This is a genomic window from Novosphingobium endophyticum (genome assembly GCF_014640675.1).
GTDB classification, from domain to species: domain Bacteria; phylum Pseudomonadota; class Alphaproteobacteria; order Sphingomonadales; family Sphingomonadaceae; genus Novosphingobium; species Novosphingobium endophyticum.
Map to the genome: position 1 here is coordinate 13,952 of NZ_BMHK01000002.1, position 14,126 is coordinate 28,077.

Consider the following 14,126-nt stretch of genomic DNA (forward strand, 5'->3'; position numbering starts at 1 on the left):
GGTCTTGGTTACCCTCCCCAATCGCCGTTCCCCCCATCATCGCGGTATCAAGCGTACCCGCAAGGTCAAGATTCTCGCGACGCTCGGCCCCGCCAGCCGCGACAAGGAAACGATCGGCAAACTGCTGAGGGCCGGCGCGGACGCCTTTCGCGTCAACATGAGTCACGGCGACCATGACACCCATCGCGAGACGATCGCCAATATCCGCGCGGTCGAGAAGGACCTGATGCGCCCGGTCGCGATCCTGTGCGATCTGCAGGGGCCGAAGCTGCGCGTCGGCACGTTCGAGGGCGGCAAGGCCTTCATCCGCCACGGCGCCCACTTCACGCTCGACCGCGATCCCGCGCCGGGTAACGGCGAACGCGTGTTTCTGCCGCATCCCGAACTGTTTGAAGTGCTCAACAGCGGCCAGCGCCTGCTGATCGACGATGGCAAACTGCGCCTCGTGGTAATCAGGGCCGATTCCGACGCGATCCTGTGCAGCGCCGAGGTCGGCGGCGCGATCTCGGACCGCAAGGGCGTGAACATTCCAGACGCGATCGTGCCCGTCCCCGCGCTCACTGACAAGGACCGGCGCGACCTGGCCTTCGCGATCGAGCATGGCGCGGACTGGATCGGGCTTTCCTTCGTTCAGCGGCCCGAGGACGTGGCCGAAGCGCGCCGGCTGATGGGCGGGCATGGCGCGCTGATGGCCAAGATCGAGAAACCCGCGGCGGTCACCAGCCTGGACGAGATCATCGAGCTGTCCGACGGCATCATGGTCGCACGCGGCGATCTCGGCGTCGAGCTGCTGCCCGAGGAAGTGCCGCCGATCCAGAAGCGCATCATCGAAAAGACCCGCGGTTACGGCAAACCGGTGGTCGTCGCGACACAGATGCTCGAATCGATGATCACCAGCCCCTCGCCGACGCGCGCCGAAGTGTCGGACGTCGCCAACGCGGTCTACGACGGCGCGGATGCCGTGATGCTCTCGGCCGAGACGGCGGCGGGCCAGTGGCCGGTCGAGGCGGTGACCATCATGGACCGCATCGCCACGCGCGTGGAAAGCGACGACACCTATCACGAGCGCATCCATATCGCCCAGACGCCGCCGGATCCGACGATGGCCGACGCGCTTTCGGCCTCCTGCGCGACGATTGCCGACACGCTGCCGATCGAGGGAATCATCGTCTTTACCGGTTCGGGCATCTCCGCCCGCCGCGTCGCCCGCGAGCGTCCATCCGCGCCCATGCTAGTGCTCACGCCCTCGCCGAAGACGGCGCGCCGCATGACCCTGCTTTGGGGCGCTCACACCGTCTCGACCAAGGACATCGGCAGCTTCGAGGAAATGATCGCCAAGGGCAAGCGCATGGCCCTGCGCCACGGCTTCGGCGCCGCAGGATCTCGCCTGATCGCGCTGGCGGGCGTGCCGTTCGGCGTGCCGGGATCGACCAACCTGCTGCATGTGGTGACGCTGACCGGCAACGAACTCGATACGCCCAAGTAGCCAATGCAGCGTCATCCCGGGCTCGCCCCGGGACCGCTGGCGGTGTTTACGCGCGGCTTCGACCAGCGCGCTGCTCGGCCGGGCGTCCTTGCGAGAGCTTGCGCGTAGACACCGCCAGCGGTCCCGGCGTGCGCCGGGATGACGATTTGTGTGCCTCTCGGTTTACCGCCGCGCGCCGAACAGCGCGCTGCCCACGCGCACATGGGTCGCGCCCAGCATGACGGCGGTTTCGAAATCATCGCTCATGCCCATGCTGAGCTGGTCAAGGCCGCTCTCGGCCGCGATCCTGGCGAGCAGCGCGAAAAACGGCGCGGCCTCTATCCCCAGGGGCGGAACGCACATCAGGCCCGTTACCGGAATACCGGCGTCGTGCGCCGAGGCCAGCAGCGCCGGCACTTCGGCAATCGCGCAGCCGCCCTTCTGCTCTTCGTCGCCGATGTTGACCTGGATGAAACAGGGCACACGGCGTCCGGCCTTGTCCATCGCCTTGCCGAGCGCCGACACCAGCGAAGGCCGGTCGAGCGAATGGATGCAGTCGAACAGCCGCACCGCGTCCTCCGCCTTGTTGGACTGAAGCTGGCCGACCAGATGCAGCTTCACCCCTTCGTATCGCTCCAGCAACGCGGGCCATTTTTCCTGCGCTTCCTGCACGCGGTTCTCGCCGAAGACGCGCTGGCCTTCTTCGATCAGCGGCACGATCCGTTCGGCGGCATGGGTCTTGGAAATGGCGATGAGTTCCACGTCGTCGCCCTTGCGCCCGGCAATCGCGGCGGCGCGGGCGATCCGGGCGCGGACGTCCTGCAGCGGTGTAAGGTCTGGCTGATCCATGGCGCGCTGCTATAGCGGCTGCGTGCCGATCCGCCACCCGCCTCTTCCCGCCAGCCTCCCCGATCTGTGGCTCGTCAGCGATGAAAGCGTGGACAGCCTCTTGCCGCAGGCATTGGCGCGCCTGCCGCGCGGATCGGGTTTCATTTTCCGGCACTACGGTCTGGCGCCCGGACAGCGCCGCGCGCGTTTCCGCGAACTGGCCCGCATGGCCCGCCGCCGCGGACATCGCGCCGCGCTGTCCGGCACCCCGCGCGAGGCGCGGCAGTGGCGCGCGGACGCCGTCTATGGCCCTCCCGAAAGACTGGCGCGCGGCCCTGCCTTGCTGCGCCTCGTCACCGCGCATTCACTGCGCGAAGTGGCGCGAGCGAACCTCGGCCGGGCCGACATAGTGCTGATCTCGCCGGTCTTCCCCACCCGTTCGCATCCGGGCGCACCGCACCTCGGCCCGGTCCGGTTCCGGCTCCTGGCCGCGCGTTCGCACCTCCCCGTCATCGCGCTGGGGGGAATGAACGCCCGTCGCGCCCGGTCCATCGGCGCCCCGAAATGGGCGGCAATTCAGGCGCTTGCGAAAGCGCCCACAAGCATGTTCCCGATCCATTCTTGACGGCGAGTCCCGGCAAGGCGCATTATCGCTCGCCGTAATCAGGGGAATTTCACATGGCGACACGGCCCATCGCGTCCGGACGGCGCATCGCCAAGCCGAACTGGCGCGCGGTTCTGAAGCGCAGCCTGCGCCGCGCGAGCGAGCTCAGCGGCGCGCTCGCGCTGTTCGCCGCGATGGCCTTCCTGGCGCTGGCTCTCGTCAGCTATCACCAGACCGACCCCTCGGCCTCGACCGCCGCCAGCGGCGACGTGCAGAACTGGATGGGGCCGGCGGGCGCCTGGGTCGCCGATTTCGCGTTGACGCTCTTCGGCCCCGTCTCCGCCCTGTTCGTGCCGCTGCTCTACGTCTTCGCCCGCAAGCTGTGGCTGCTGGTCGAGGAAGACGACAGCGAGATGGAACATTCCAACCAGCGCTGGTGGCGCCCGGTCGGCATGCTGCTGCTGGCGATGCTGCTCATCGCGACGGTGCTCTCGCTGTGGATCGACGAGCCGGGCGGAACGCTGCCCGCCTCATGGGGCGGCCTCGCGGGTCTGCTCGGCGCCAAGGCCGTCACCGGGCTCTCCGGCCTGACGCCCGAGGGGGCCGCGGGCTGGGTCACGCTCGGCTTCGCGCTGGCCTGCCTGACCACCGGCTTCGTTCTGATCGGCAAGGTCTTCGCCATCGACTGGATCCGCCTGCTGACCCTGCCCGGCCGCATCGGCCGCGTGCGCGAGGCGCTCCCCTCCGCCTCGAAGCTGCCTTTCGCGCGCGGCGGGGAGGACGAGCAGGCAAAGCCCGGCGCGCCGTCGCGCCCGACAGCGCCAACGCCCGCGCCCTCCAGCGAAACCGCGCGCAAGACGCCGCAGATCGTCGATCCGACGACGCCCGCGCGCCCCGCCCAGCTTGGCTCGGGCAGCCGGCAGAAGGACCTGTTCGATCAGTACGAGCTGCCCCCGCTCGACATCCTCGCCGATCCGCCCGCGAACGCGCAGCCGAAGATCGACAAGCTGAGCCTGGAACGGAACGCCCGCCTGCTCGAAACCGTGCTCGACGATTTCAACGTCAAGGGCGAGATTACCGCCGTGCGCACCGGTCCGGTCGTCACCATGTACGAACTGGAACCGGCACCGGGCATTAAGGCCAGCCGCGTGATCGGCCTTGCCGACGACATCGCCCGCAACATGAGCGCGATTTCGGCGCGCGTTTCCTCGATTCCCGGGCGGACGGTCATGGGCATCGAACTGCCCAATGCCAATCGGCAGATGGTTTCGTTCAAGGAGATGGTGGCCTCGGAGAACTTCGCGCATCACAAGGGCATGCTGCCGATCATCCTGGGCAAGGACATCGCCGGCGAGCCGGTCGTGGCCGACCTTGCGGCCATGCCGCACCTGCTGGTCGCCGGTACTACCGGTTCGGGCAAGTCGGTGGGGCTCAACTGCATCCTGCTGTCCCTTTTGTACCGTTTGACCCCGGCTCAGTGTCGCCTGATCCTCGTCGATCCCAAGGTGCTCGAACTCAAGAGCTATGACGACATCCCGCACTTGCTCTCGCCGGTGGTCACTGAGCCGCCCAAGGCGGTGCGCGCGCTGAAATGGGCGGTCGAGGAAATGGAGCGCCGCTATCGCCAGATGAGCGAAATCTCGGTGCGCAACCTCGCCAGCTTCAACGAAAAGGTCCGCGCCGCCGCCGCCAAGGGCAAGCCGCTGGGGCGCCGCGTGCAGATCGGCTTCGATCCCGAAACGGGCGAGGAACTCTACGAGGAAAACCAGCTCGACTATCAGGTTCTGCCGCAGATCGTCCTCATCGTCGACGAACTGGCCGACCTCATGGTCACCGTCGGCAAAGAGATCGAAGTCCTGATCCAGCGCCTCTCGCAAAAGAGCCGTGCGGCGGGCATCCACCTCATCATGGCGACGCAGCGGCCCTCGGTCGACGTCATCACCGGCGTCATCAAGGCCAACCTGCCGACGCGTATCTCCTTCGCGGTCACCAGCCGCATCGACAGCCGGACGATCCTGGGCGAACAGGGCGCCGAGCAACTGCTGGGCAAGGGCGACATGCTCTACAAGCCCAATACCGACCCGATCAAGCGCGTCCACGGCCCCTTCGTCTCGGACGAGGAAGTCGAGCGCGTCGCCGACTTCTGGCGCACGCAGGGCAAACCCGATTACATCGACGCCGTCACCGAAGAGCCGGAGGAAGGCAGCTTCGGCTTCGACGATCTCGACGCCACCGCGTCCGACGCGCCCGAGGAACGCAAATACCGGCAGGTCTGCCAGCTCGTGTTCGAGAACCAGAAGGTCTCGGTCTCCTGGCTCCAGCGCCAGATGGGCGTGGGCTACAATACCGCGGCCAAATGGGTCGAGCGCATGGAGAACGACGGCTTCGTCGGCCCCGCCAACCACGTCGGCCGCCGCGACATCTATCGCGACGAATACGGCAACCCTTTGTGAGTTTACGCATTGGTCCCCAGACCGCACGTCGTGAACACCAGAGCTGAACAGAAACGCCCCAGGCCGCTTACCCGCTCACCGGAAAGACCCCAATGGAACACAATACGCAGGAATTCCTGCTGAGGGACGGTTTCCTGCTGCTCGGCACCGCGCTCGTCTTTGTACTGCTGTTCCGCCGGCTCGGGCTGGGTGCGACGCTGGGATATCTTCTTACCGGCGCGGTGCTCGGTCCTTATGTGCTGGGTCTGATCGGCGATCCGGAAGGCAAGATCGGAATTGCCGAACTCGGCATCACCCTGCTGCTGTTCATCGTCGGCCTGGAACTGGCGCCGCGCCGGCTGTGGCGCATGCGGCACGAGATATTCGGGCTTGGCCTGTTGCAGGTCGTGCTCTGCGGTCTCGCGATTTCGGCGGTCATCCACCATTTCGCCGGGTTCAGCCTCCAGGCCTCGCTGGCACTGGGCCTGCCTCTGGGCCTGTCCTCGACCGCGCAGGTCCTGCCGATGCTGCAAAGCGCCGGACGCCTGCATACCCCGTTCGGCGAACGCGCCTTCGCGGTGCTGCTGTTCCAGGACCTCTCGATCATCCCGCTGATCACGATCGTCGCGGCCATGAATCGCAATCCCAACCTGACCGAGGGGCCCCCGGGATGGCAGCTCGCACTGCTGACCGTGGGTGCGATCGCCGGCCTGATCGCCGCGGGACGCTTCGTCATCCGGCCGCTGTTCGGCCTGATCGGCAACCTCGGCGAGCGGGAGATGTTCGTGTTCGCCGCGCTCTTCACGGTGATTGCCTCTGCCGCGCTGATGCAATCGCTCGGCCTGTCGACCGCGCTGGGCGCGTTCATCGCCGGAGTCATGCTGGCCGATTCGCCGTACCGGCACGAACTGGAGGCCGACGTCGAACCGTTCCGCTCCATCCTGCTCGGCCTGTTCTTCATCTCGGTCGGCATGATGCTGGACCTTTCCGCGATCGCCGAGCGGCCGCTCTTCGTTGTGACCATGGCCGCCGCGCTGATCGCCGTGAAGTCCGCGATCATCTTCGGCCTCGCACTCGCCTTCCGCATGCACTGGCGCAGCGCGCTCGCGCTCGGCCTGCTGCTGAGCCAGGGCGGCGAATTCGGCTTCGTCCTGTTCACCCAGGCGCAGAACGCCTGGCTGATCGAGCCCCGGGCGGCGAGCCTTTTCGGCGCGATCGTCACTCTCTCGATGGTCACCACGCCGTTCCTGATGATGGCGACCCGCCGCATCCGGGAAATGCCCGCGAGCAAGGAAGAGCGCGAGTCACCACGCGCGGATGGCGCCAGCGCGCTCGTCGTCGGCTATGGCCGCTTCGGGCAGACCGTGGCGCAGATGCTGATCGCGGCCGACATACAGGTCACGCTGATCGACAACGACATCGAAATGATCGACGTCGCCGGCTCGTTCGGCGCCAAGGTCTATTTCGGCGACGGCACCCGCATCGACCTGCTGCGCCAGGCCGGCGCCGGCGAGGCACAGATGATCGTGTTCTGCATCGACGGCAACCAGCTGAGCGAAAGCTTGCTCCACGCGGTTCACGGCGCGTTCCCCGACGCCGATATCCATGCCCGGGTCTTCGACCGCCGCGCCTTGCTGCGGCTCAAGGACGCACCGGTGAAGTCGATGTCCCGCGAGGTAATCGAATCAGCGGTCGCGCTTGCGCGGTCGGCGCTGGAGGGAACGGGCCTTTCGCTCGAGAACATCGACCGTGCGGAGAGCATGTACCGTTCGAGCGACAAGGAACGGCTTTCGCTCCAGATCGAGGCGGACGATCTTCGCGCCGCGCGCGACCGGATCATCACGCAGCCGATCCGCGACCCGCGATGAGGCTGTTCTCCGTCAAGATTCTCAAGTTCAGTTAACCCTATTTTCAGGGCACTGGTGCATTCCATGTGAATGCACCGGGGCTTGTGGAACATGCTGGTCGTCGCGCTGCTGCTCGCGTGGGCCGGCGGTCCCGCCGCCGCGCGCCCGACGCAGGAATTTCCGGCGGGATCGACCTGCTTTGCCGGAGCATCGCTCGACACCGGCTATGCGGACATCGCGCGCGATCCGGCGCGCTGGGCATGTCAGGGCGAAGGCGCGTCTATCGTCACGCCGCGTGCGTTCGTCCGTTTCGACATGACCGGTCGCAAGGCGATCTCCGATCCGATCCTGACCACGCGGCTGACGCTGTTTTCGTCGCTGCGGGTCACCGCCATCGGCCAGGACGGCGCGACGGCGACGCTGGCCTACGACCGCGATGACATGACCTTCGCCACCAACGACTGGCTGATGCGTGGCGCGCTGCCACGCCTTTCGGAGCCGGTTGCCGCCTATGTCGTCGAGGTCGACCTGCCCCGCCACGTCGGCATGCTGACCAGCGCCCGGATCGGCTCCGCGCCCGACACGGCGGATGTCGGCCGGTCGGAACTCGTCATCGCCTGGCTCTGCGGGCTGTTGTGCGTGCCGCTCGTCCTCAACTTCGCGTTCTTCCGGGTGCTGCGCCAGCGTTTCGTCCTGTGGCATACCGCCGCCGTGTTCTTCATGCTGATCCAGACCGTCGTCACCACCGGCTTGATCAACCGCTTCTTCTCGCTGTCGATGATGCAACTCAGCGTACTGTCGGCCGGAAGCTGGGCGATGGCGATCGCCACTGCATCGCTGTTCATCAGCGAGCTGATCGAACCGGGCAAGCTCGACCGCATCCAGATTCGCCTCCTGCGCTGGCTGGGGCCGTGGATCATTGCATGGAGCTATATCTACCTTTTCACCGGTGACCCCATCCGCCCCTATTCCGCCCAGGCCTACCTGGCGAGCTACCTGCCGGTGATCCTGATCTTTGCCTGGGTCATGGCGACAGCGGCGAACCGGGGCAGCCGCGCCATCCTGTTCCAGATCGTCGCCTGGGCGCCGATGATGCTCATGGGCGTGCTGCGCATCGTTTCCGCACTGGGCATTTTCGAGACGCCGGCCGAACTCATGCTGGAACAGCACGTCTCGATCGGCTGGGAAGTGATCGTGACCTCGATCGGTGTCGCCGACCGCTTCATGACATTCAAGCGCCAGCGCGACCAGGCGCTTGCCCATACCAGGATTCTGGAAAAGCTGGCCGAACGCGATCCGCTGACGGGCCTCTACAACCGGCGCGGGATCGAGGAACGGTTCGACGGGCTCGTCCGCGACGGGTTCGACACCATGGCGCTGCTGGACCTCGATCACTTCAAAGTCATCAACGACACCCTGGGCCACGCCACGGGCGATACTGTGCTGCGGGCCGTCGCGCTCGCGCTGACGCCCGACGAGGACACGGTGGCGGTGCGCATCGGCGGCGAGGAATTCCTGCTGCTGGCGCGGGGCAAGGATGCCGCCGAACGCGCAGAACGCCGGCGCAAGTCCGTTCCGGCGCGGGTCGCGGCCCAGGTGCCCGGGCTCGAGCGCCTTGTCACGGCAAGCATGGGCATGGTGACTTGCAGCGCCCCGATGCGCTTTGCCGAACTCTATGCGCAGTGCGACCGCCTGCTCTACGCGGCGAAAGCGGTGGGGCGGAACTGCACCGAATGCATCACACTGGCTGCGCCCGCCGCATCTGCCCCGACGACGGGGGCGACGATCGTCAACTTGCGCTGAAACGCGCCGCGATCTCCGGCGGAACGCGCATGATCCGCCCGCTTTGGATGTCGATCATCGCCCACGTCGTGCGCGCCGAGACGATCACCTTGCCCGCCGCGTTGCGGAAATCCACCCGGCGGTCGAAGCGTGCGCCTTGCGGCGCATCAGGAATGAAAGTCTCCGCCACGACGCTCTCGCCCTCGCGGATATTGCCGCGATAGTCGATCTCGTGCCGGGCCACGACCCACGCGTAGCGGGCCTTGTGCTCGGGCAGCGCGTCGGCTTCCCAATGGGCGGTAGCGATCGCCTCCATCCACTGCACCCAGACCGCGTTGTTGACGTGGCCCATCTGATCGATGTGCTCCCGCTCGGCGGTGAAAGTGCAGGTGAAGGAGTTGGTCACAGGAAAGAAATCACACCTCCACGCCCAACTGCCACAGGATAAAGGCAAACTCCTCGGCCGTTTCGCGCAGGCTCTCGAACCGGCCGGACTTGCCGCCGTGCCCGGCGCCCATGTTGGTCTTGAGAATCAGCTCGTGCCCGTCGGTCTTCAGCTCGCGCAGTTTCGCGACCCACTTGGCCGGTTCCCAATACGTCACGCGCGGGTCATTGAGGCCGGCGGTGACCATGATCGGTGGATAGCCTTGCGCCTTGACCTGATCGTAAGGTGAATAGCTCAGGATCAGATCGAAGGCGGATTTGTCCTCGACCGGATTGCCCCACTCCGGCCACTCGCCGGGGGTGAGCGGCAGCGTTTCGTCGAGCATCGTGCTCAATACGTCGACGAACGGCACATGCGCGACGACCGCGCCGTACAGCTCCGGATCGGAATTGATCACCGCGCCCATCAGTTCGCCGCCCGCGGAGCCGCCCGAGATCGAGATATTGCCCGGCGCGGTAAAGCCGCGCTCGACCAGGCCCCTGGCGACATCGACGAAATCGTTGAACGTGTTGGTCCGCCGCTCCAGTTTGCCCGCCTTGTACCAGGCGCGTCCGAGGTCGTCGCCGCCACGGATATGCGCGATGGCAAAGGCGAAGCCGCGATCGACGAGGCTGAGGCGCGTGGTCGAGAAGCCCGGCTCGATGGCGATGCCATAGGCGCCGTAGCCGTAAAGGTGCAGCGGCCCCGCACCGGTCCGGTCGCGGCGGTAGACCACGCTGACGGGGATAGCAGTCCCGTCACGCGCGGTGATCTCCAGCCGCTCGGTAGCATAGAGCGAGGCGTCGTAGCCCGAGGGGATTTCCTGGACCTTGAGCGTTTCCAGCGAACGGCCCTTCACGTCGTAGTCGTAGGTCGTGGCGGGGCTGACCATCGACTCGTAGCTGAGCCGCAGCTTGTCCATGTGCCATTCGGGATTGTCGGAAAGGCCCGCGGAATAGCTCGCCTCGGGAAACGCGATCGGCTCCACGCGCGCCGGATCGTCGTAATATCGCACTTCGATCTGGTCGAGCCCGGCGCGGCGTCCCTCGATCACGTAGAAATCGCGGAACAGGTCCACGCCGGTGAGGTAGAATTCATCCGTGCCCGCGATCAGCGTGGTCCAGTCGCCCGGATGGTCGAGCGGCGCGGTGGCGAGGCGGAAGTTCTCGTGGGTGTCGTTGGCGTGGATGTAGAGCACGCCTTCGCGCTCATCGACGTCGTACTCGACGCCCTTGACGCGCGGCTTGACGAGGATCTGGTCGCCCAGCGGATCGTCGGCACTGATGAGGCGCACTTCGCTCGTCTCGTGGTCGCTGGTGCAGATCATCAGCCACTTCTCGTTGGACGAGAGCGAGGAGCCGACGCGAAAGCCCTCGTCGTCCTCGTGATAGAGCTCGACGTCCTTGTCCAGCGAATCGCCCAGCCAGTGCAGGCGGGCGTTGTCGGTCCGCCACTGCTCGTTGGCGAGCGAATAGACGAGGCCCTTGCCCCCTCCGACCCACACCAGCGCGGAGAGCGTGCCGGGAATCTCGTCCGGCAGCAATTCGCCGGTCTCGAGGTTCTTGATGCGCGCGGTGTAACGCTCGGAGCCGTTATCGTCGAACGCATAGGCGAGCAGCCTGCCATTGTTGCTCACCGAGATCGCGCCGAGGCGGAAGTATTCCTTACCCTCGGCCAGCGCCACCTCGTCGAGGATCAGTTCGTCCTCGCCGCCGCCGACCGGCCGGCGCCACCACTTCTTGTACTCCGCGCCTTCCTCGAACTCGATCCAGTAGAGCCAGTCGCCGTCCTTCTGCGGCACGGACTTGTCGGCTTCCTTGATGCGCGCGCGCATTTCCCTGAAGAGCGACTCGATCGCGTCCTGCCGATCGGCCATGCGCGCCTCGAACCAGCGGTTCTCCGCTTCCAGGTGCGCGATCACTTCCTTGTCGGTGACCTGCGGATAGCCCGGGTCGCGCAGCCAGGCGTAATCGTCGGTGAGCGTGACGCCGTGGTGAGTGAAGGAATGCGGCTTCTTCGCCGCCAGCGGGGGACCGATCAGGGTCTGGGTGGAATCTGCCATGCCCCGCATCTATGTTGGCGGGATGACCCTCGCAAGTCGCCCTGCAATTCGGATGTCGATCCCATGTTGATGAATACCGACGAAGCGCGCCTCGATGCCTTGCGCAAGGAGCTGAAATCCCGCGGTCTCGACGGCTTCGTGATTCCCATCTCCGACGAGCACATGAGTGAATATGTCGGCGCCTATGCCCAGCGTCTTGCCTGGCTGACCGGCTTCGGCGGATCGGCGGGCACCGTCGTGGTCCTGACCGACCCGGCGCTTGAGCCGGCGGCGGCGATCTTTGTCGACGGGCGTTACACGCTGCAGGTGCGCGATCAGGTCGACGGGCGGCTCTATGACTACGAGAGCGTGCCGCAGACCAGCATCGCCAGGTGGCTCGAGGAGCATGCCCCGCAGGGCATCAACCTCGGCTACGACGCGTGGCTCCACGGCAAAGGCTGGGTCGAGGCGGCCAACAAGGCCATCACGGCGAAAGGAGGCAAGCTCACACCGGTCGCAAGCAACCCGGTCGACTCGATCTGGGACGACCAGCCTGCCCCCTCTGCAGCGCCCGCGCTGGTCCATCCCGACGCGTTCGCCGGCGAATCGAGCGAAGCCAAGCGCGCCGCCGTGTCCGAATGGCTCGCGGGCAAGCAGCTTGACGCGGCGGTCATCACCGCGCTCGATTCAATCGCGTGGCTGCTCAACATTCGCGGCACCGACGTGGAGCGCACGCCCGTGGCGCTGTCCTACGTCATCGCCCATGCCGACGGCACGGCGGACCTGTTCATCGCCGAGGAGAAGGTGACGCCGCAGCTTCGCCAGCACCTCGGCAATGCCGTGCGCATAAGCGCACGCGACCAGTTCGTGGCGGGCCTTGAAAGCCTTTCCGGCAAGCGCGTCGCGGTCGATCCCGAACGGGCGGTGAGCGCCATCTTCGAGGTTCTGAACCGTGCGGGCGCGGACGTGGTCGAGGAACGCGATCCCGTGGTCCTGCCCAAGGCGATCAAGAACCCGGTCGAACAACAGGGGCATCGCAACGCCCAGACCCGCGACGGCGGCGCCGTCTCACGCTTCCTGCACTGGCTTTCGGTCGAGGCGCTGAAGGGCGAAGTGACCGAGATGGCGGCCGCCGACCGGCTTCTGGCGTTCCGCCAGGCCTGCGGCGACTTACGCGACCTGTCCTTCGACACGATTTCCGGCGCTGGCCCCAACGGCGCGGTAGTCCACTACCGCGTATCGGAGGAGACCAACCGCACGCTCGAGCCGGACAGCGTCTATCTCGTCGATTCCGGCGGCCAGTATCCCGACGGCACGACCGACATCACCCGGACGGTCTGGGTCGGTCCGGGTGAGCCGCCGGAGGAGGTGAAGGACCGCTTCACCCGCGTGCTCAAAGGCCATATCGCGCTTGCCCGCGCGGTCTTTCCCAAAGGCACGGTCGGCAGCCAGCTCGACGCGCTCGCGCGCCAGTTCCTCTGGGCGGCGGGGCTCGACTACGCGCACGGCACCGGCCACGGCGTCGGCTCGTTCCTTTCGGTCCACGAAGGCCCGCAGCGCATCGCCAAGTCGGCGGGGGGGCAGGCCGGGGCCGACCAAGCCCTCATACCCGGCATGATCGTCTCGAACGAGCCCGGATACTACAAGGCGGGCGAATACGGCATCCGCATCGAGAACCTCGTCCTGGTCGAACCGCGAAAGATCGAGGGTGCGGAAGGTGAATTCCACGGCTTCGAGACGCTGACGCTGGTGCCGATCGAACGCCGTCTCGTCGACACGCGCCTGTTGACGCCCGCTGAGACGGACTGGTGGAACGCCTATCACGCGCGCGTTCTCGATATGATCGGCCCGCAGCTCGAAGGCGAGGCAAGGGATTGGCTCGAGGCCCAGTGCGCGCCCTTGTGAGCGGCTGGATTCCTTGCATGTCCATGAACAACCCTCTCCGCTTGTGACAATTCGCGACAATAAGCCGGTTTTCCGGCATAACTGCGCGACAAGCGATGCCTAGACAGGACAACAGAAAGTCGCGGGGCACGATTTTCCCCCCTCCCTTCCCCGGCCCCGCGACTTTCACACAATTCTTTCGGGAGCAGGAAGGACAACGACAATGCGTAGAATCAAAGGCATTTCGATCGCGATCTCCGCCGCCGCGCTGGCGATGTGCGGAATTGCATATGCACAGATGTCCGGTGACAAGGCCGGGTTCGATGCCAACAGCGACGGCGTCATCGCCCGCGCCGAAGCGCAGGCGGCCGCCAAGGCGATGTTCGCGAAGTTCGACGCCAACAAGGACGGCAAGCTCGACCAGAGCGACCGCGAAGCGCATCATCAGGAGATGCGCGGCAAGATGTTCGAAATGCTCGATACCGACAAGGACGGCAGCATCTCGAAGCAGGAGTTCATGGCCGGCAAGCGCCCGGGACGCGAAGGGATGCGCGGGCACCACGGCGCCGGAATGGGCAAGCATCTCGGCAAGCACGGCGGAGGCCATGGCATGATGATGATGCAGAAGGCCGACGCCGATAACGACGGTGCGGTCTCCCAGGCCGAGTTCCTCGCGGCGGCAAACAAGCGCTTTGACATGGCCGACGCCAACAAGGATGGCAACGTCACCAAGGAAGAACGCGAGGCCGCCCGCGAGAAGATGAAGGCCGAATGGAAAGCCAGGAAAGCGGAAAAGACCGGCACCTCCAACTGAACGGC

General features: G+C 66.2%; 10 protein-coding genes. 7 read left to right on the forward strand and 3 right to left on the reverse strand.

Annotated elements, in window-relative coordinates; genetic code table 11:
• Positions 1 to 4: 4 nt before the first annotated feature.
• A complete protein-coding gene (gene pyk / locus IEX32_RS01540) occupies positions 5 to 1,486 on the forward strand; it encodes a pyruvate kinase (RefSeq protein ID WP_188767610.1) in 1,482 nt (493 codons plus the stop codon).
• A gap of 162 nt (positions 1,487 to 1,648) precedes the next feature.
• On the opposite strand, the gene IEX32_RS01545 is transcribed toward pyk, so the two are convergent.
• Positions 1,649 to 2,314, reverse strand: coding sequence for a YggS family pyridoxal phosphate-dependent enzyme (locus tag IEX32_RS01545; protein ID WP_188767612.1), 666 nt, complete (start codon positions 2,312 to 2,314; stop codon positions 1,649 to 1,651).
• On the opposite strand from IEX32_RS01545, the gene IEX32_RS01550 reads away from it, so the two are divergent.
• From IEX32_RS01550 to IEX32_RS01565, 4 genes are all read left to right on the forward strand, one after another.
• A complete protein-coding gene (locus IEX32_RS01550; protein ID WP_188767620.1) occupies positions 2,313 to 2,918 on the forward strand; it encodes a thiamine phosphate synthase in 606 nt (201 codons plus the stop codon). The two genes, IEX32_RS01545 and IEX32_RS01550, sit on opposite strands and share 2 nt — an antisense overlap.
• A gap of 53 nt (positions 2,919 to 2,971) precedes the next feature.
• Entirely contained in the window at positions 2,972 to 5,350 is a 2,379-nt protein-coding gene (locus IEX32_RS01555) for an FtsK/SpoIIIE family DNA translocase (RefSeq protein ID WP_188767629.1), read from the forward strand.
• A 92-nt stretch (positions 5,351 to 5,442) separates the two neighbouring features.
• The gene (locus IEX32_RS01560) at positions 5,443 to 7,197 is read left to right on the forward strand and encodes a cation:proton antiporter domain-containing protein (protein ID WP_188767638.1); all 1,755 of its coding nucleotides are present in this window, start codon (positions 5,443 to 5,445) and stop codon (positions 7,195 to 7,197) included.
• A 69-nt stretch (positions 7,198 to 7,266) separates the two neighbouring features.
• Positions 7,267 to 8,979, forward strand: coding sequence for a sensor domain-containing diguanylate cyclase (locus IEX32_RS01565; protein ID WP_188767639.1), 1,713 nt, complete (start codon positions 7,267 to 7,269; stop codon positions 8,977 to 8,979).
• Here the strand turns inward: IEX32_RS01565 and IEX32_RS01570 are convergent.
• The gene (locus IEX32_RS01570) at positions 8,966 to 9,364 is read right to left on the reverse strand and encodes an acyl-CoA thioesterase (RefSeq protein ID WP_188767640.1); all 399 of its coding nucleotides are present in this window, start codon (positions 9,362 to 9,364) and stop codon (positions 8,966 to 8,968) included. The two genes, IEX32_RS01565 and IEX32_RS01570, sit on opposite strands and share 14 nt — an antisense overlap.
• A gap of 10 nt (positions 9,365 to 9,374) precedes the next feature.
• Positions 9,375 to 11,453, reverse strand: coding sequence for a S9 family peptidase (locus IEX32_RS01575; protein ID WP_188767641.1), 2,079 nt, complete (start codon positions 11,451 to 11,453; stop codon positions 9,375 to 9,377).
• A gap of 60 nt (positions 11,454 to 11,513) precedes the next feature.
• Here IEX32_RS01575 and IEX32_RS01580 point away from each other — a divergent pair, with 60 nt between their 5' ends.
• The gene (locus IEX32_RS01580) at positions 11,514 to 13,328 is read left to right on the forward strand and encodes an aminopeptidase P family protein (RefSeq protein WP_188768140.1); all 1,815 of its coding nucleotides are present in this window, start codon (positions 11,514 to 11,516) and stop codon (positions 13,326 to 13,328) included.
• Between the two features lie 202 nt (positions 13,329 to 13,530).
• Complete coding sequence (locus IEX32_RS01585) at positions 13,531 to 14,121, forward strand: EF-hand domain-containing protein (RefSeq protein ID WP_188767642.1); 591 nt, start codon at positions 13,531 to 13,533, stop codon at positions 14,119 to 14,121.
• Positions 14,122 to 14,126 lie beyond the last annotated feature (5 nt).